Source organism: Neorhizobium puerariae (assembly GCF_042429745.1).
Taxonomy (GTDB): domain Bacteria; phylum Pseudomonadota; class Alphaproteobacteria; order Rhizobiales; family Rhizobiaceae; genus Neorhizobium; species Neorhizobium puerariae.
The window spans coordinates 1-16,660 of the sequence record NZ_JBHMAA010000011.1 but is presented as its reverse complement, the minus strand read 5'-3'; the positions used below and the strand labels follow the sequence as shown (position 1 = coordinate 16,660).

Genomic DNA, 16,660 nt, shown 5'->3' with positions numbered 1-16,660 from the left:
TGTCCTCTCTCTATGTATTATATCTTATGGTATGCCATAATATGATGATGTCAAGGGTGCCCAGCCGAAAACACCTTCCGGTCGAGATATCCGGGCGCCTTTAGAAATGCGGATCGCGGCTGTCGTAGGCCAGTTCGTAAAGACGCGCCATTTCGGCTTCGTTCGGGATACGGGGGTTGTTGAACGGGGTTCCCGAAGCGAGCCCCTGCCGGACCATTTCCGGTATGAGTTCGAAATATCTTGAACGATCGATACCGAAGTCCTTCGGACTTGGCACAGCCAGCCTGATGTTCATGTCACGAAACGCGTGCACGAGCCGGGACGCGGCAAGGCTATCGGTATCGGAATGGTTTGCCTGGCCCAAGGCCCGCGCCGCGGCTGCATACCGCTCTGTTGCTGCGCCCATCGAGAATTGCGTGACGAGCGGAAGAACCATCGCGTTCGACATTCCGTGGGGCACATGGAAGAAGGCGCCGATTGGCCGGCTCAATCCATGGATCAAGGCTGTCGAGGTATTCGAGACCGCGAGACCGGCATGAAGCGCGCCCAGCATCAGCGCCTCGCGGGCGTCGCGATCGTCGGGATGTCCGGCGGCGCGCTCCAGATTGGCGCCGATCAGCTTCAGGGCCGAAAGGGCGAGCGCTTCCGAATGCGGATTGCCGTTTCGATTGACCAGCGCTTCCAGGGCGTGGGTCAGGGCGTCGATACCGGTGTCGACCGTGACGCGGTAGGGACATGTCATTGTCAGTTCGAAATCGGCGATGGCGGCAGCCGGCAGGGCTGCGGTACCGAGAATGAGCATTTTTTCGTGCGCGACCGTATCGGTGACGACGGCTGCGCGGGTGACTTCGGAACCTGTTCCGGCCGTGGTCGGAACGGCGACGACCGGCATGACCGTGGCATCGACGATGCGGGGAACCTTCAGCGCCGCCAGTTCTTCCCCGGTCGTCGCAACGATGGCGGCCGCCTTGGCGGTATCGATCGCGCTACCGCCGCCGAGAGCGACGAGCCCGTCATGATTGCCGGTGGCAATGCGTTCAACCACGGCCGCAATCGAGACATCGGTCGGGTCCTCCACCACCCCGGAAAAGACGGCCGAGACCAGGCCGCCCTCGGCAAGCGCCGCATTCAGGATATCGGCATGGCCGAGCTTGACCATGATCGGATCGGTAACGAGCAGCGGATTGCGGACGTCAAGGCTGGCGAGAACGGAAGCCAGCTTGAAACGGCTGCCTCCGCCGATGAGGATTTCGCGCGGCATCAGCACACGGTTGATCATTGCAGGACCTCCATCGAACAGGTCGACCGATCTTTTTGTTGGGGCTCAATGCGCCAAGATCTTGGACAGGAACGACTTGGCGCGCTCCGTCGTCGGATTATCGAAGAAACTGTCGCCGTCGCTGACCTCGACGATTTCGCCGGCATCCATAAAAACGATCCGGTCCGCGACTTTGCGGGCAAAGCCCATCTCGTGGGTCACGACCATCATCGTCATTCCCTCCTCGGCGAGCGAGACCATGACATCCAGGACTTCATTGATCATTTCCGGATCAAGCGCCGAAGTCGGCTCGTCGAACAGCATGGCGACGGGGTCCATCGCCAGCGCCCGGGCAATGGCGACGCGTTGCTGCTGTCCGCCGGAAAGCTGGCCGGGATATTTCTTCGCGTGGGCGGTAAGGCCGACCCGTTCAAGAAGCGAGCGTGCCTTCGCCTCCGCCTCGGTCTTGCTTCGGCCAAGCACCTTTTCCTGACCGATGCACAGGTTCTCAAGGATCGTCAGATGCGGGAAAAGTTCGAAGTGCTGGAAAACCATGCCCACCTTGGCGCGCAGATTGGGCAGATCCGTTTTCGGGTCGTGAACCGCGATGCCCGTGACGAGAATGCTTCCCTCACCGATCCCCTCCAGCGCATTGACACACTTGATCAGCGTTGATTTTCCCGAACCGGAGGGACCGCAGACGACGACCACCTCGCCCTTGCGGACCGACAGGCTGCAATTCTTGAGAACCTGGAAGCTCGGACCGTACCATTTGCTGACGGACTTGAGCTCGATCATGCTTGTCTCGTTACTCATGAGCCTGCCTCCTCAATGGGCGTCCGTGGACATCGGGCCGTAGGCCTTGCCAAACCGCCTCTCGATCCGCCGCTGGATCAGCTCCCAAGCTGTCGTCATGGCGAGATAATAGAGAGCCGCTACCGTGAAGAGTTCCAGAACCAGGAACTTCTCCTGGATGAGCACCTGGGTCCGCCGCAAAAGCTCTTCCATCGAAATGATCGAGGCAATCGACGTCGTTTTCAAAACGCCGTTTACGGAATTGCCGAGAGGCGGAATGATGATCCGCAATGCCTGCGGCGCAACGACATATCGCATGACCTGCGATGGGCGCATGCCGATCGCCAGCGCCGCATTGACCTGGCCGCGCGGGACGGCGCCGATACCGGCGCGGATGATTTCCGAAAGATAGGCTGCCTCGCACAACGCCAGCCCGAGAAGGGTGGACTGGATCACCGTGAACTTGATCCCGATCTGCGGCAGGCCGGTGTAGATGATGATGAGCTGGACCAGGAGCGGCGTGCCCCGGAAGATCCAGATATAGAAATAGGCCGGCCCCGAAAGGAGCCGGTACTTGGACATGCGCATCACGGCAATGATGAAGCCGAGGATCAGGCCGGCCGTCATCGCAAAGATCGTCAGGCCAAGCGTCACAAGTGCGCCCTGAAACAAATAGTAGTTGGTCAGGTATTCAAAGAAGCCGTCCCAGTTCCAGCCCTTCTGCATAGCGGTCTCCATTCAAGCACGGCTGATCGCGGCGGGGCCTGCCCGCCGTGAAACTATCGGTGATGAGGGGTGCCTCAGTCGGTCTGGTCGAGAACCGCCAGATCGCCCGGCGCCTGGGTTATTCCATAGGAGGACAGGATCTTGTCGAACGTCCCGTCCGCCTTCATCTCCTTGAGCGCACCCGAGACGGCCTCGGCGACATCCTTGCTGCCAAAAGCAAGAGAGCCCGGCGTGGGATACATGCCGGACAGGGCATGGGTGAATTCGCCGCGATCCTGATACTGCTTGGCGACGGGATCAATCGAAACGGCGGCCTGCACCTGGCCGGCGCGTAGCGCCTGATATACGGTCGCATAGTTGTCGAACAGGTTGATGGTCATTTCCGGAAGGCCGCGCTTCTTGAAGTCGGCGTTCAGTTCCTTGATCTTGCGTTCGGCATAGCCCCCGATATCGGTGCTGACCGCCTTGCCGGCGAGGTCGTCAACCTTCTTGATCGGTTCCGAGCCGTTCACGGCCGTGGAAATACTGATGGCCAGGTTTTCGTACGGGATCATGTACAGGATCTTGCGGCGCTCGGCTGTGACGAAGAGGCCCGCATTGATCATGTCCCAGCGCCCGCCCTTGAGGCCTGGAACCATCGTCGCATATTCGGTGCTGATATATTCGCCGGTCAAGCAGAGACGCTTGGCGATCTCATAGCCGATTTCGATCCGCAATCCCTTCAACGTGCCTTGCTGATCGGCATAGGCCATGGGCGGAAGCGTAGGGCTTGTCGCCATCACCAGATGGCCGGGCTTGACCAGCTTGTCGTCGGCGATCCTGGGCGCGCAGTTTTGCGCAAGAGCCGAACCAGCGGTCAGCGTCAGGAGCGCCCCGCAAAGCGTCGCTCTCACTTTCAATGCAACGGAATGCCTTCCAGTTTTCATGTGCTCTGCTCCACTCTGTATTATTTATTATGGCATACCATCACATCATAGAGTTTTGCCTGTCAAGGGGCGGATTCAGCCCTGGCAGAAAAATCGGACACAGCGAAAATCCGCCCGCACGAAATCCATCGCCGCCCGGGTGTGAGGCGCGATTGACCGGAGAACTTAAAGTCCGGCGATCTTACTTGGAGGCGGCTTGGGCCGACAAAAGCTTCTCCGCGATCGCACAAGCGCTTGCGACGTGCTCGGTGGCGGCCTGATAGGCGGCCTGCCCATCCCCCGCGCGAATTGCGTCTACGATCTTCTTCATCTGCGCCGGCCCGTCGCTATCGCGGTTCGGCGTCTTGATTGTCATCGATCGAAGATGATTGATCCGAACCGTCAGGAGATTCACGACCCCCCAGGCGACGTGCCGATCCACCATGCTGAAAAGCGTCTGGTAAAAGGCACTTGTATGCGCCAGAACGCCGGCCGTGTCCTTCTCCGCATAGCTCCGGCGAATGCCGTCCAGCGACTCATCGAGCGCTTGGGCAATCGCCTTGTCGCCGCGCTCGGCACAAAGTCTTGCCGCCATCCCCTCAAGCGCACCGCGAATCTCATAGATTTGCTTCGCTTCCTCGAGGTCAAGCATTGCAACGATCGGCCCCCGGTTGGGCTGGTTCGCAACCAGGCCCTCCGATTCCAGATGACGCAACACCTCTCTCACGATCGTTCGGCTGACGCCGAGTTGAGCGCAGAGATCACGCTCGACGAGCCGGTCTCCCGGCCGGAAATAACCATTGACGATCGCATCCCGAACCTTGTCAAGCGCCAGTTCCCTGAGCGTCTTCGACGGACGCTCGACCCGTATGGCACTATCCTGCAAAGCAGCGCCCATTATATCATCCTTCACATTTTGCACGCCTTCGGCCACCGCGGCAGAATCTCACTCCATAATATGGCGTACCAAAATATAGTCTGGGGCCGCTGTCGAAAGCAACGGTTCGCTTAGCCCATGCGCCCGGATACATATGAACCGGGACTTGGGAGGAAGAGGCCGCGAAGCGGCTGGGGAACATCAGATATCAAGGGTGGTATGCCGTTCCCAGTCGGTGAACTGAGAGCAATAGCTGTTCCACTCGCCATGCTTCATCTTGAGATAGGCGGAGGAGAACTCGTGGCCCAGCGCTCGCCGGAGTTCCTCATCCCTCTCATATTCGCGGAGCGCATCGAGGAGATTGAGCGGAAGCTTCGGTGCATCGGTGACCGAATGCCCGTCCTTGTACATGTCGATGTCGTAGTGCGGGCCTGGATCGGCGTTGGAGCGGATACCCGACAAACCCGCGGCGATGATGATCGCCTGCAGCAGGTAGGGGTTGACGGCCCCGTCGGGCAGCCGGAGCTCGAAACGGCCGGGCCCCGGGACACGCACCATGTGCGTGCGGTTGTTGCCGGTCCAGGTGACGGTGTTGGGCGCCCAGGTGGCGCCGGAGATCGTTCTGGGCGCATTGATGCGCTTGTAGGAATTGACGGTCGGGTTGGTGACGGCGGCGAGTGCGGAAGCATGTTTCATGATCCCGCCAAGGAAGGTCTTGCCCTGCGCCGACAGGCCAAAGGGCATCGCCCTGTCGGCAAACGCGTTGACCTTACCTTCCAGGTCCCAGACCGATATATGCGCATGGCATCCGTTTCCCGTCAGGCCCTTGAAGGGTTTCGGCATGAAGGTTGCCCTCAACCCGTGCTTCTCGGCGATCGACTTGACCATGAACTTGAAGAAGGAGTGCCTGTCGGCCGTCTTCAGCGCATCGTCATACTCCCAGTTCATCTCGAACTGGCCGTTGGCGTCCTCGTGGTCGTTCTGATAGGGCTTCCAGCCAAGTTCGAGCATATAGTCGCAGATTTCAGCGATCACATCGTATCTGCGCAGCAGGGCCTGCTGATCGTAGCAGGGCTTTTCCGCCGTATCGAACGCGTCGGAAATCACCGATCCGTCGGCTGCGATCAGGAAGAATTCCGGTTCCACGCCGGTCCTCACCCGCAGGCCGGCCTCTGCTGCTTCGGCGACAAGTCTCTTCAGCATGACGCGCGGCGCCTGGCCGACCGGCTGGTCGTCCATCGTGCAATCGGCAGCCACCCACGCCACCTCCTTTTTCCAGGGAAGCTGAATAACGGACGATGCATCGGGAACAGCGAAGAGATCGGGATGGGCAGGAGTCAGGTCCAGCCAAGTGGCGAAACCGGCAAAGCCGGCTCCGTCTTTCTGCATGCCGGCGATCGCTTCGGCGGGGACCAGTTTGGCGCGTTGGCCGCCGAACAGGTCCGTATAGCTGATCATGAAATATTTGATGCCCTTCTCGGCAGCGAATTTCGAGAGGTCCAGTGTCACGGTCGTTCCCCTGTTTTCAGTATTGGACACTTGTTGAAATGAACCGGCCGCATCCTCCCAAACGCGGCCGGCACGGTCAGAAACCGGCCTTGCCGGGATACCAGTTGGTACCGGCGAGCGGTACCTGAGCCATGGCGGCAGCCTCCATCGTCAATGCGACGAGGTCTTCCGGCTCCAGGTTGTGAAGATGGTTCTTGCCGCAGGCGCGCGCTATCGTCTGCGCCTCTAGCGTCATCACCTTCAGGTAGTTGGCAAGCCTACGACCGGCCACGACGGGATCGAGGCGGGCTGCAAGCTCGGGATTCTGGGTCGTAATGCCGGCCGGGTCCTTGCCTTCATGCCAGTCGTCATAGGCGCCGGCCGTGCTGCCCAGCTTCTGATATTCCTCCTCCCAGCGGGGGTCGTTGTCGCCAATGGCGACAAGCGCGGCCGTGCCGATGGCCACCGCATCGGCGCCGAGCGCGAGCGCCTTGGCGACATCGGCACCGGAACGGACGCCGCCGGAGATGATCAATTGCACCTTGCGGTGCATGCCGAGATCCTGCAGCGCCTGGACCGCAGGGCGAATGCAGGCGAGTGTCGGCATGCCGACGTTCTCGATGAACACGTCCTGGGTGGCGGCGGTGCCGCCCTGCATGCCATCGAGCACGACGACATCGGCGCCGGCCTTCACCGCGAGCGCGGTGTCGTAGTAGGGGCGTGCACCGCCCACCTTCACATAGATCGGCTTTTCCCAGTCGGTGATCTCGCGCAGTTCCAGTATCTTGATTTCGAGATCGTCCGGCCCCGTCCAGTCGGGGTGGCGGCAGGCGGAACGCTGATCGATGCCCTTCGGCAGATTGCGCATGTTGGCGACGCGATCGGAAATCTTCTGGCCAAGCAACATGCCGCCGCCGCCCGGCTTGGCCCCCTGCCCGACGACAACCTCAATGGCGTCCGCGCGGCGCAGGTCCCTGGGGTTCATGCCGTATCGCGAGGGCAGGTATTGATAGACAAGCGTCTGGGAATGACCGCGCTCCTCGTCGGTCATGCCGCCATCGCCGGTCGTCGTCGAGGTGCCGGCAATCGTCGCGCCGCGGCCGAGCGCTTCCTTGGCGTTGCCGGAGAGTGCTCCGAAGCTCATGCCGGCGATGGTGATCGGGGTTTTGAGCGTGATCGGCTTTTTTGCGAAACGGGCACCGAGCGTGACGGTGGTGTCGCATTTCTCGCGATAGCCTTCGAGCGGATAGCGTGAAATGGAGGCGCCGAGGAAAAGCAGATCATCGAAATGCGGCACCTTGCGCTTGGTGCCGGCGCCGCGGATATCGTAGATGCCGGTGGCCGCGGCGCGGCGGATCTCCGCAAGCGTATAGTCGTCAAAGGCCGCCGACTTGCGGGGCGGGGTATAGGGGTTGTGATAGGACATGACGGACCCTCTCGGCGCTCAGTACGCGTCGGCGTTGTCGATATTGAAATTGTAGAGTTTGCGGGCCGAACCGTAGCGTTTGAATTCTTCAGGTTTCACGTCGGCGATGCCTGCCTTCTCCAGAAGCTCGGCAAGCTTTTCCAGATGCTCCGGCCGCATTTCCTTTTCGATGCAATCGGAGCCGAGGCTTTTGACCGTGCCGCGCACGAAGAGCTTCGCCTCGTAGAGACTGTCTCCCAGCGCGTCGCCCGCATCGCCGCAGACCACCAGATGGCCGGACTGCCCCATGAACGCCGACATATGGCCGATCGAGCCATGCACGACGATATCGATGCCCTTCATCGAGATGCCGCAGCGCGAGGCGGCATTGCCCTTGATGACGAGAAGCCCGCCGCGGCCGGTGGCGCCGGCATATTGCGAGGCATCGCCTTCGATCACGACAGTGCCCGACATCATGTTCTCGGCAACGCCCGGACCTGCGGAGCCTTCCACTGTAACGGTGCCGCCGTCGTTCATCCCCGCGCAGTAGTAACCGACGGACCCGTGCACCGTCACAGTCACCGGGCTGTCGATGCCAACCGCGACGGCATGGCTGCCACGGGGATTGGTCACCTCGAATTCCGTGTCGTTTGCGCCTGCGGAAAGTCCATGAAGAGCGCTGTTGAGTTCACGCAGCGACGTGTTGGAAAGATCGAAAACGGGCATCGTCAGGCAGCCTTCTCGTGGTCCCAGAAATAGACGGTGGCCGGCTCCGGCTCCCAGACCCGGGCGTTCTCAATGCCCGGCAGGTTGACGAGTGCGCGGTATTCCGATCCGAAAGCGACAAACTGGTCCGTTTCGGCCATGACCGCCGGCTTGCAGGCAATCGGGTCCCGCACGACGCCGAAGCCGGACCTAGTGCCGACCACGAAGGTGAAGAAGCCGTCGAGGTCGTCGAGCGCACCGGTGAGCGCCTCGCCGAGATCCTTGCCCTTCGCCATCTCCGCCGTCAGATATGCGGCCGCCACTTCCGAGTCGTTCTGGGTCTCGAAGGTCATGCCCTCGCGTACGAGATCACGGCGCAGGTTGTTGTGGTTCGACAACGAGCCGTTGTGCACCAGGCATTGGTCCGCACCGGTCGAAAAGGGATGCGCCCCGAGCGTCGTCACCGCCGATTCCGTCGCCATGCGGGTGTGGCCGATGCCATGGGTGCCAGCCATGGAGCGCACTTCGAAGCGGTTGACCACGTCCCTCGGCAGGCCGACTTCCTTGTAGATTTCAACACTTTCGCCCGAGCCCATGACGCGGACGTTCGGCCGTAGCCGGGTCAATGCGATACGAATCTCGCCAGCCTTGTCGGCCGGGATATCGAGCACCGCGTGGGTGCTCTTGACCGTCACCGACGCATCGATGCCCTCTCCGGTCAGCGCTTCCGCCAACCCGGCGAAATCCGCCTGCGGCTCCACCGACTGGACGGTGACCTTCGCCCGGCCTTCGGCCGCGCCGCCATAGATGGCGATGCCGGCGGAATCGGGTCCGCGATCGGTCATGGTGATCAACATATCGGAAAGCAGCGCGCCCAGCTGCGGTTCCAGATTCTTGTCCTTCAGGAATAATCCAACAATGCCACACATCGACGTGCGCCTCCGTTCGTTGCTGAACGAAGGGCTATCATGCGGCATTGCACAAATCAACTGTAAGGAATAAAAATTTCTTTACAGGAAAATTCTCACGATGCCGATCCCGTTATTGCGAATAGCTGATGATCGACAGATAGCGCGCCGGAAGCTTCACCAGTTCCTGAGGGCCATGCGGCGCATCCGCATCGAAGAAAAGGCTGTCGCCGGCCTGCATCGTGAACAGCCGCTCGCCATGGCGGTAAACGACCTCTCCTTCCAGCATGTACAGAAACTCCATTCCCTCGTGCTGGAACGTCGGAAAGATGTCGGATTCCGTGGTCAGCGTGATAAGATACGGCTCCACGGTGACGCCGCTCGTGTTGTTGTCGATATGTCCGAGCAGGCTGTATTGGTGACCGGCGCGCGTACCGCGCCGCTCAATGTTGACCCCTTCCCCGGCCTTCACAAAGATAGCGTTGCGAGGTTCCTCGAAGCGACGGAAGAAAGCGGTGAGGGGGACACCGAGAGCCTTCGAGAGCGCCTGCAGGCTCGTGAGCGACGGCGAGGTGTTGCCGTTTTCAATCTTCGACAACATCCCGATCGAGATGCCCGTGGCGGCGGCAAGGTCGTTGACGGTGATGCCGAGCGTCTTGCGCAGGGTACGGACCTCATGGCCGATCGCCATTTCAAGATTGTTCTCGCGCGGTTCCCGCACCGCATGCGGGTCCTGCGAAAGGGCCATCGACGCCTGCTCATGCGTCTTCTTATTGCCTGCCATCGGTCTTACTCCGCTTCGAAATGCATGCCTTTCCCTACAGTAATAATCTTTTTATTCGGAGGAAATTTTTCCCCGGAGCGAATTCGGCGTGGCGGAGAACCGCACCTTGAAAGCCCGGGAAAAATGCCCGGCGCTGGAAAAGCCGGTGGCAAAGCCGATTTCGGCGATGGACAGCGGACTCTGCGGGCAAATACGCCCCCATATGCTGGGCGATATGGACGAGCTTGCCCGCATGAGCCTGGAATTCAGCTAGGTCCTTCGCCACGCAAGGCCCGATGCAGCCGCTTCTTCCGCGCGCCATGGGCTGCTGTGCGCGGCATGTTCGGGCTCTGACAGGCGCATGGGATCGCATTTCGCGAAGGCGCATGCCTTCCGCTTGCCTTCGTCCGGTTATCCAACCCTGGATAGGGGCGGATGTTCGCTCTCGGTTTCCAAAGGAAGATCCCAGGAGAAATCCGCGAACGACGCGGCCGGAAGAGGCCCGGCCGTCATCAGCGCGAAGTCGAAGCGGGTACGCCGGTCGGCATCGAGAACGTACTGGCGGTGGACGCGCAGCAGGTCCCGCTTGATCTTCCGGTAGCGTTCCGGAGACAGCATGTTCCTGATGCGGATGAATATGATGTGAGCCTGCGGCGCGTCCGGATGCCCGGCAAGGGCGACCACACGCGACTTGTAGAAATTGATCGCATCCGCCAGGCACTGAACATCCAGCCAGAATATTTCCTTCGTGCGCGCGATTGCGCCCACGCGAGCGCGCAGCGCCGTGGCCGAGCGCAGCAGGGCACATTGCAGGACCGCTCCCCCGAGCGTGGCGAAGACGACCCGCTTTCCCTTGAACAATTCCGGCTCTCTTTCCAACAGCATGCCGATGACATGCACGGCGACGCTGGAGCCCATGCTGTGGGAGCTGATCACGTATTCGTCGGCCTCCCCGGCAAGCGCGGTTCTCGCCGCCGCCGCACAATCCTCCAGCCAGTCGAGAACGGAGCGACGATCGAGGCGTGCGATGGCGACGGCCATCTCCCAGTCGGAAAGCAGGTGCAACGTATGAAGCCGTTCCGACCAGGGCAGGAATATGCTGAAGAAGAAGACATGGGCCAGGGTGATCGCCAGCGGATAGTGCCCCCAGCCAAGTCCGAACCAGTGAGGATATCCGGCAATCGCCAGGCTCGCTCCCATCGCCAGTCCAACCAGCAGGAACGGAAAGACGAAAAACAGGCCGAAGCGCCAGGCATGCCTGAAATAGGCCTGGGTCCCGCCTTCCAGGATGACGCGGGCGGCACTCAGGTATCCATTCACCAGCCGTGCGGCGAGCGGTCTCCCGTTCAGCCGCCTCACGAGATCGTTGTGGTCGAGGATGTGGACGCGGCTCGATATCCGCCAGGCAAGATCGTGGCTGTCGACATCGAAGAACGGCCTGCCGCCTTCGCGGCCGATCGGCCCGACTTCGGCGGCGAACCCCCACAGTTTCGCCGTCTTCAACATCGAGCGCTGATAGCGCTCGCGATGCTTGTGGGCATCCAGGGGCTCGAAACCGGGAAAGTGCAGGACGACACGTTTCCGGATATGCCGGGATGGAATGGTTCCGTGCACCTGGGTTCCCTTCCTCTCGTTCAGCGCGTCAGGCAGTCATGCGGAAATACGGGGAACCGGCTCTCGGCGGCGAGCCGAACCCGGCCGACAAAGGCCGCCCGGTCGAACAGACAGATGCGCCGGCCGGTATCCTTGTCCGCCCGCTCGTGGACGAATGTCCGGATGTTCACGAGCGGCAACCGCGACATCCGCCGGATGGCCTCGATCGCTTCGGACACGGTAACGATCACGCGAAACCCACTCTGCCTCATGGCATCTCCGAATTCGGACAAGGTGTTCGCGGCCGTAACCGCAAAGCCTTCCCGCGTCAGTATTTCATCCACCAGCACCAGTCCCCTGGGACTGGCCAGGCAGACCAGAACCGGCAAGCGATCCGCGATGGCGAGCGTATGGATCATGAGAAGCGTCCAAAGCAATTGATCTGCCTTCTCATGAACCGAATCGATGTCAGATGATGTTTTTTTATGTTGCGCTTTGTACGGTTAACAATTCAGCCATTGGCGGCGCGTCCCCTATCCCTCCAGGCAACCACGGCCTGCGGCGGTCGCAGGGCCCGGGCTGCGCGATCGCCGTCGAAGACGCCGGTTCATTCCGCGTCCGGACGGCGGTTTCCCGGAGAAGCAGGGCAAAGTCGGACAATGGCATCCCGTCCGCCTTCAGCATCTGGCGAATGAGAGGGTCGCGAAGGATCTGGGGAATGGTGAATTCGGCATCGGGCATCTCGTTCTCCTGTGCTCAGGAAAACGTAGACGGAACCGATGGACAGGACACGGCGAAAACCGGGCGAAAGCCGGGCATTTTGTTCGGGCGCGTTGCAAATGATGCGATCATGCCCGGTGGCCTTGGTCCATCACGGCGGCGCCGTCATCGAAAAAAATCCGGCGCAATATAACGTAACGCACTCTTGCGGTGGAATCTGCTCCCCTGCGGCCGAACGATGACCGGCAAAGGGTGGCTGCCATGGCCCATGATACAAAGCACCGCGATCTCAAATCCCGGATGCTGAATGTCGGACGTCACCTCGTCAGACGGAAGAATGCCCATGAATGGTTCGCCTGTCTGGCGGGCAACGTCGCCTTCTGGCTTCTGGACGCGACGATCCAGCAGTTCGCGATCTTCGATCTTCTCTGGTCGATCGTATTTCTGGTCAGATATTCGTCGAGGAAGGAGGCGGCCCCGACGAGCTGGAGCAGGCCCGAGCCCTCAGGCAGCCACAGGGAATTCATCGTCTTCCTCATCCACGTACTGATCGCCTGCGATGTCGCGACGGTGATCGTCGACAGCTTTTCATCGAACGCCATCATCTGAAGCCGCCGTCCCGCATATCGAAGCTGCAGGACAGAATGACATCGCCTCCGAGCGACACGAGCGGGCGGCGATTGTCCTCGGTCACGGTCACGAAGTGGGGGGTGGCGGCGTTTCCAGCATCCGTGCGGCGCCCGGCAAGCCATCCTCGCCGACGCGGCTGATGGAGATGCCTCCGCCGTTGCACGATGCCCCGAACAGGTAGCTCCCGGTCCTGTCGAGGCTCAGATGGCGGATGTCCGCCGGCAGCGGTCTCGTGCCGATGAGGTGGAGTTCGGCCGTGGAGCGGTCGATTGCGAAAACATGGACGCGATAGGGTTGGCCGCGAAAGGCCGCGTAGAGAAGCAGGCCATTCGGACTGCGCGCCACGGGAGATGACCGAACATCGCTTCGATCAATCCGGCTATGGAACAGGACGGCGTTGCCCCGTATAGAAAGCAGCGCAAACATGCGACGCGATTTGGATGGACTGCCTGAGTTTGAAAAAACCTCCCGATACAACCCTCTGGCGCCAGGGCAATATCGGCCGCCTTCTCAACAACGCCGTCCGGCGCTTCGAGGCCCGCGTCCTGGAGGTCATGAGCGAGAAAGGGCATTCCGAGACCCGGATCGCCCATGTCAACCTCACCCGCAACCTGGATGTCGGCGGCACCCGCCTGACCGAACTCGCCCGCCGCGCCGAGATGACCAAGCAGGCGATGAGCGAACTCGTGGACCAGTGCATCGCAATGGGGCTGGTGAGCCGCACCGGCGATCCGAGCGACCGCCGCGCCCGCCTGGTAACCTTCACGCCCGCGGGCCTGATCTGGCTGGAAGCCTTCCGCGACGCCCTGGACGTCGCCGAAAATGAAATGCGCGCCGAACTTGGCGATGCCTTGATGGATGCGATCCTGCAGGGGCTGAACAGATACGCGGCAAGGTTCGGCACCCTGTCCGAAAATTAAATTAGTCAGGCGGCTTGACTAAAATAGTCAGGCAGCATTACCATTATTGACAATTCGCATTTCGGAAAAGGAAGCGGCTGGACGGTTCGCTTCGGCTTGAGGTTCGGTGCGCCGCAAGGAGGACTTCGCCGGACACGCCTTCCCGGACGTTTTGCGAATGCGGAGGTTCAGGAGGAGAACAGATACACGATCGCCAGGATGCGGGCTTGCGGCCTGTCGGCTGGCGCCCCCTTGCTTCACAAGACACGACTGATTGACCAACAGGTCGCCCGTTCGGTTTCGCTTATCGCCCCCTGATCGTCGAGGGTGATCCGCGGGCCGTGGCCGGCCGAGCCTATCGGCTGACTTTCAAGGAGAAGACAATATGAGGATCGCGATAGCGGGCGCCGGCATCGGCGGCCTGACGGCGGCGCTTTGCCTGCACGAGAAAGGTTTCGAAGTGCGGGTCTTCGAGGCGGTGGACACCTTGCAGCCGCTTGGCGTCGGCATCAACGTCATGCCCCATGCGGCGGGCATTCTTTTCGGGCTGGGCCTCGGCGACGCGCTTGACGACCTGGCCATCCGCACCCGTGCCATCGAATATCGCACGCGTTTCGGCCATCTGATCCAGTCCGACCCGCGCTGCGTGGAAGCCGGTTTCGAATATCCGCAATATTCGGTTCATCGCGGAGAGCTGCAGTTCCTGCTCCTTGAGGAGGTTCGCGCCCGCGCCGGCGAAGATACCGTCACCACCGGCAAGGGCATCGAGGGCTTTACGCAGGACGAAAACGGCGTACGCGTGCTTTTCGCCGATGGAGACACGTTCGACTGCGATCTCCTGATCGGTGCTGACGGCTTCCGCTCCAAGGTGCGCCGCCAGCTCCATCCCGGTGAAGGGCCGGCGCATTACGAGGGCACGATGATGTGGCGCGGCGCCAATCTCCAGTCTCCCTTCGCCGATGGACGCACCATGTTCATTGCCGGCGATCATAACGTGAAGTTCGTCTGTTATCCGATCAGCGGCCGCGCCGCGCGCGAGGGCAAGGCGCTGATCAACTGGGTGGCGGAAGTGCGCCACGACCAGCCCCGCGCGGCTGAGGACGCCGACTGGACACGCGAGGGCGACCGGGACTTCATTGCCGATTTCCTGCAATTCCAGATGCCGGACATCGACATCCCCGCCCTTCTGAAGAACACGCAGAAAATCACGCAATATCCGATGATCGACCGCGACCCGCTGCCATGGTGGACCGAGGGACGGGTCACGCTGCTGGGCGACGCTGCGCATCCCATGTATCCGATGGGGGCAAACGGCGCTTCGCAAGCCATCCTCGACGGCCGGGTGCTCGCCGACGCCCTTGCCGAAGCACCGGGACCGGAAGGACTGGCCGCCTATGAAGCGGTGCGCCGTCCGATCACCACGAACGTGGTGCTGAACAACCGCAGAAGCGGCCCCGAACAGGTGCTCGACATAGCGGCCGCACGCGTCAAGGGACCGGAAGACCGCATAGAGGACCTGATTTCCGCGGCCGAACTGGAGGAAGTCGCAGCGCGCTACCGCCAGATCGCCGGCTTTACCAGGAAGGCGAGCTGACGCGATGCGCACCTTCCACGCGGGTTTCGAGCCGGGGCATCCGCCGGTGCGCGTGCGGCTCGGCGCAGGCGTCCGGCACGAGATCGGCGCCGAGATGACCATGCTCGGGCTGTCACGCGCGCTGGTTCTCAGCACGGCCGAGCAGGCCGGACAGGGCGAGGCCGTGCTTGGCGAGCTCGGCGCTCTCGGCCACGGCCTCTTCGCAGGCGCCGTCATGCACACGCCGGTCGAGGTTACCGAAACAGCGCTCGCGGCCGCCGCTGCTGCCGATTGCCTCGTCGCCATCGGCGGCGGTTCCACCATCGGGCTCGCCAAGGCAATCGCGCTGCGGACCGACCTGCCGCAGATCGTGCTGCCGACGACCTATGCCGGCTCCGAGGCGACCCCGGTCATCGGGCAGACCGTCGGCGGCGTGAAGGAGACGTTGCGCTCTCCCAGGGTCCAGCCGGAAGTGATCCTGTACGATCCCGAACTGGTGGCGACGCTTCCGGCCGCCATGACGGTGACCAGCGGGCTGAACGCCGTGGCGCATGCCGTCGAGGGGCTCTATGCCCGCGACCGAAACCCGCTTTCGGATCAGCTCGCGCTTGGCGGCATCCGCGCCTTCGTCACCGGCCTGCCGGGTGTCGTCGCCGCTCCGCACGACCTTGCTGCACGGGAGGAAACGCTTTTCGGCTCCTGGCTGTGCGGGACCGTTCTCGCCCAAGTGGGCATGGCGCTGCATCACAAGCTCTGTCACACGCTCGGCGGTCGTTTCAACCTTCCGCATGCCGAAACGCACGCGATCCTGCTGCCGCATACGGCGGCTTACAACGAGGATGCGGCAGCGAAGGCGCTGGCGCCGGCGGCGGAACTGCTTGGCGGACCGGTCGGCGGCGGGCTCTACGATCTCGCCGCGTCACTTGGCGCGCCGCTGGCGCTCAAGGAGCTTGGCCTGGTCGAAAAGGATCTCGACGAGGCTGCCGAACTTGCGACCAGAAACCCCTACTGGAACCCCAAGCCCATCGAAGAAGCCGGGCTCCGTGCACTGCTGCAAGGCGCATGGGAAGGAAGCCGCCCGCAATAACCGGGTGGCTTGGCGACGAATTACGGAGGAATGAAATGCCATCCTATTTCACCGAGGAGGGTTCGGTCGAGGCCGTGAATGCGCGGATGGGGGCGGATATCAGCCCGCGGCTTGCCGAGGTCATGGCCTGCCTGGTCCGGCATCTGCATGCCTTCGCCAGGGAGATCCACCTGACCCAGGAGGAATGGGAGGCCGGCATCGGCTTCCTGACGAAGACAGGCCAGATCTGCAGCGGCGAGCGGCAGGAGTTCATCCTGCTTTCCGACACGCTCGGCTTCTCCATGCTGGTCGACGCCATCAACAACCGACGCCCGCAGGGCGCGACGGA

Annotated in this window: 20 protein-coding genes; 5 read left to right on the top strand and 15 right to left on the bottom strand. The window is 61.8% G+C overall.

Annotated elements, in window-relative coordinates:
• Nucleotides 1–100: 100 nt before the first annotated feature.
• From ACFFP0_RS08825 to ACFFP0_RS08760, 14 genes are all read right to left on the bottom strand, one after another.
• Nucleotides 101–1,279, bottom strand: coding sequence for an iron-containing alcohol dehydrogenase (locus tag ACFFP0_RS08825; protein ID WP_377259173.1), 1,179 nt, complete (start codon nucleotides 1,277–1,279; stop codon nucleotides 101–103).
• A 45-nt stretch (nucleotides 1,280–1,324) separates the two neighbouring features.
• Nucleotides 1,325–2,056, bottom strand: coding sequence for an amino acid ABC transporter ATP-binding protein (locus tag ACFFP0_RS08820; RefSeq protein ID WP_377260114.1), 732 nt, complete (start codon nucleotides 2,054–2,056; stop codon nucleotides 1,325–1,327).
• Between the two features lie 30 nt (nucleotides 2,057–2,086).
• Nucleotides 2,087–2,779: an amino acid ABC transporter permease gene (locus ACFFP0_RS08815; RefSeq protein WP_377259171.1), complete on the bottom strand. Its 693-nt coding sequence runs from the start codon at nucleotides 2,777–2,779 to the stop codon at nucleotides 2,087–2,089.
• Nucleotides 2,780–2,853: 74 nt separating this feature from the next.
• Nucleotides 2,854–3,705, bottom strand: coding sequence for a transporter substrate-binding domain-containing protein (locus ACFFP0_RS08810; protein ID WP_377259168.1), 852 nt, complete (start codon nucleotides 3,703–3,705; stop codon nucleotides 2,854–2,856).
• 181 nt (nucleotides 3,706–3,886) lie between these two features.
• Nucleotides 3,887–4,582 (bottom strand): GntR family transcriptional regulator, encoded by a 696-nt coding sequence (locus ACFFP0_RS08805; protein WP_377259165.1) that lies wholly within the window; start codon nucleotides 4,580–4,582, stop codon nucleotides 3,887–3,889.
• A 180-nt stretch (nucleotides 4,583–4,762) separates the two neighbouring features.
• Nucleotides 4,763–6,070, bottom strand: coding sequence for a type III glutamate--ammonia ligase (gene glnT / locus ACFFP0_RS08800; protein ID WP_377259162.1), 1,308 nt, complete (start codon nucleotides 6,068–6,070; stop codon nucleotides 4,763–4,765).
• Between the two features lie 76 nt (nucleotides 6,071–6,146).
• Nucleotides 6,147–7,475, bottom strand: a complete 1,329-nt coding sequence (locus ACFFP0_RS08795) for an FMN-binding glutamate synthase family protein (RefSeq protein WP_377259159.1) — start codon at nucleotides 7,473–7,475, stop codon at nucleotides 6,147–6,149.
• An 18-nt stretch (nucleotides 7,476–7,493) separates the two neighbouring features.
• Nucleotides 7,494–8,180, bottom strand: a complete 687-nt coding sequence (locus ACFFP0_RS08790; protein ID WP_377259156.1) for a GltB/FmdC/FwdC-like GXGXG domain-containing protein — start codon at nucleotides 8,178–8,180, stop codon at nucleotides 7,494–7,496.
• A 2-nt stretch (nucleotides 8,181–8,182) separates the two neighbouring features.
• Complete coding sequence (locus tag ACFFP0_RS08785) at nucleotides 8,183–9,088, bottom strand: class II glutamine amidotransferase (RefSeq protein WP_377259153.1); 906 nt, start codon at nucleotides 9,086–9,088, stop codon at nucleotides 8,183–8,185.
• Between the two features lie 112 nt (nucleotides 9,089–9,200).
• The gene (locus ACFFP0_RS08780; protein WP_377259150.1) at nucleotides 9,201–9,851 is read right to left on the bottom strand and encodes a helix-turn-helix domain-containing protein; all 651 of its coding nucleotides are present in this window, start codon (nucleotides 9,849–9,851) and stop codon (nucleotides 9,201–9,203) included.
• Nucleotides 9,852–9,902: 51 nt separating this feature from the next.
• The gene (locus ACFFP0_RS08775) at nucleotides 9,903–10,085 is read right to left on the bottom strand and encodes a helix-turn-helix domain-containing protein (RefSeq protein WP_377259147.1); all 183 of its coding nucleotides are present in this window, start codon (nucleotides 10,083–10,085) and stop codon (nucleotides 9,903–9,905) included.
• Nucleotides 10,086–10,241: 156 nt separating this feature from the next.
• Nucleotides 10,242–11,444 carry a hypothetical protein gene (locus ACFFP0_RS08770; protein WP_377259144.1) on the bottom strand — a complete coding sequence of 401 codons (1,203 nt, stop codon included), beginning with the start codon at nucleotides 11,442–11,444 and terminating at the stop codon, nucleotides 10,242–10,244.
• A 20-nt stretch (nucleotides 11,445–11,464) separates the two neighbouring features.
• Nucleotides 11,465–11,842 carry a hypothetical protein gene (locus ACFFP0_RS08765; RefSeq protein ID WP_377259140.1) on the bottom strand — a complete coding sequence of 126 codons (378 nt, stop codon included), beginning with the start codon at nucleotides 11,840–11,842 and terminating at the stop codon, nucleotides 11,465–11,467.
• 64 nt (nucleotides 11,843–11,906) lie between these two features.
• Nucleotides 11,907–12,164, bottom strand: coding sequence for a hypothetical protein (locus ACFFP0_RS08760; protein ID WP_377259137.1), 258 nt, complete (start codon nucleotides 12,162–12,164; stop codon nucleotides 11,907–11,909).
• A 240-nt stretch (nucleotides 12,165–12,404) separates the two neighbouring features.
• On the opposite strand from ACFFP0_RS08760, the gene ACFFP0_RS08755 reads away from it, so the two are divergent.
• Nucleotides 12,405–12,752 (top strand): hypothetical protein, encoded by a 348-nt coding sequence (locus tag ACFFP0_RS08755; protein ID WP_377259134.1) that lies wholly within the window; start codon nucleotides 12,405–12,407, stop codon nucleotides 12,750–12,752.
• Nucleotides 12,753–12,839: 87 nt separating this feature from the next.
• Here the strand turns inward: ACFFP0_RS08755 and ACFFP0_RS08750 are convergent, their stop codons facing one another.
• Nucleotides 12,840–13,118 (bottom strand): beta-propeller fold lactonase family protein, encoded by a 279-nt coding sequence (locus ACFFP0_RS08750; RefSeq protein WP_377259131.1) that lies wholly within the window; start codon nucleotides 13,116–13,118, stop codon nucleotides 12,840–12,842.
• A 110-nt stretch (nucleotides 13,119–13,228) separates the two neighbouring features.
• Between ACFFP0_RS08750 and ACFFP0_RS08745 the strand changes: the two genes are divergently transcribed.
• The 4 genes from ACFFP0_RS08745 to ACFFP0_RS08730 form a co-directional block, all read left to right on the top strand.
• Nucleotides 13,229–13,693 carry a MarR family winged helix-turn-helix transcriptional regulator gene (locus tag ACFFP0_RS08745; protein ID WP_377259128.1) on the top strand — a complete coding sequence of 155 codons (465 nt, stop codon included), beginning with the start codon at nucleotides 13,229–13,231 and terminating at the stop codon, nucleotides 13,691–13,693.
• 364 nt (nucleotides 13,694–14,057) lie between these two features.
• Nucleotides 14,058–15,266 carry a flavin-dependent oxidoreductase gene (locus ACFFP0_RS08740; protein WP_377259125.1) on the top strand — a complete coding sequence of 403 codons (1,209 nt, stop codon included), beginning with the start codon at nucleotides 14,058–14,060 and terminating at the stop codon, nucleotides 15,264–15,266.
• A 4-nt stretch (nucleotides 15,267–15,270) separates the two neighbouring features.
• Nucleotides 15,271–16,332, top strand: a complete 1,062-nt coding sequence (locus tag ACFFP0_RS08735; protein ID WP_377259122.1) for a maleylacetate reductase — start codon at nucleotides 15,271–15,273, stop codon at nucleotides 16,330–16,332.
• A 35-nt stretch (nucleotides 16,333–16,367) separates the two neighbouring features.
• A partial coding sequence (locus ACFFP0_RS08730; protein ID WP_377259120.1) for a dioxygenase occupies nucleotides 16,368–16,660 on the top strand: 293 nt, incomplete at its 3' end.

What these genes read in the sequence shown, in the direction of transcription:
- ACFFP0_RS08755 (WP_377259134.1), top strand. Translation starts at nt 12,405, where the DNA reads ATGGCCCATGATACAAAGCACCGCGATCTCAAATCCCGGATGCTGAAT.
- ACFFP0_RS08735 (WP_377259122.1), top strand. Translation starts at nt 15,271, where the DNA reads ATGCGCACCTTCCACGCGGGTTTCGAGCCGGGGCATCCGCCGGTGCGC.
- ACFFP0_RS08760 (WP_377259137.1), bottom strand. Translation starts at nt 12,164, where the DNA reads ATGCCCGATGCCGAATTCACCATTCCCCAGATCCTTCGCGACCCTCTC.
- ACFFP0_RS08825 (WP_377259173.1), bottom strand. Translation starts at nt 1,279, where the DNA reads ATGATCAACCGTGTGCTGATGCCGCGCGAAATCCTCATCGGCGGAGGC.
- ACFFP0_RS08815 (WP_377259171.1), bottom strand. Translation starts at nt 2,779, where the DNA reads ATGCAGAAGGGCTGGAACTGGGACGGCTTCTTTGAATACCTGACCAAC.
- ACFFP0_RS08820 (WP_377260114.1), bottom strand. Translation starts at nt 2,056, where the DNA reads ATGATCGAGCTCAAGTCCGTCAGCAAATGGTACGGTCCGAGCTTCCAG.
- ACFFP0_RS08740 (WP_377259125.1), top strand. Translation starts at nt 14,058, where the DNA reads ATGAGGATCGCGATAGCGGGCGCCGGCATCGGCGGCCTGACGGCGGCG.
- ACFFP0_RS08795 (WP_377259159.1), bottom strand. Translation starts at nt 7,475, where the DNA reads ATGTCCTATCACAACCCCTATACCCCGCCCCGCAAGTCGGCGGCCTTT.
- ACFFP0_RS08790 (WP_377259156.1), bottom strand. Translation starts at nt 8,180, where the DNA reads ATGCCCGTTTTCGATCTTTCCAACACGTCGCTGCGTGAACTCAACAGC.
- ACFFP0_RS08780 (WP_377259150.1), bottom strand. Translation starts at nt 9,851, where the DNA reads ATGGCAGGCAATAAGAAGACGCATGAGCAGGCGTCGATGGCCCTTTCG.
- ACFFP0_RS08775 (WP_377259147.1), bottom strand. Translation starts at nt 10,085, where the DNA reads ATGCGGGCAAGCTCGTCCATATCGCCCAGCATATGGGGGCGTATTTGC.
- ACFFP0_RS08785 (WP_377259153.1), bottom strand. Translation starts at nt 9,088, where the DNA reads ATGTGTGGCATTGTTGGATTATTCCTGAAGGACAAGAATCTGGAACCG.
- ACFFP0_RS08805 (WP_377259165.1), bottom strand. Translation starts at nt 4,582, where the DNA reads ATGGGCGCTGCTTTGCAGGATAGTGCCATACGGGTCGAGCGTCCGTCG.
- ACFFP0_RS08810 (WP_377259168.1), bottom strand. Translation starts at nt 3,705, where the DNA reads ATGAAAACTGGAAGGCATTCCGTTGCATTGAAAGTGAGAGCGACGCTT.
- ACFFP0_RS08765 (WP_377259140.1), bottom strand. Translation starts at nt 11,842, where the DNA reads ATGATCCATACGCTCGCCATCGCGGATCGCTTGCCGGTTCTGGTCTGC.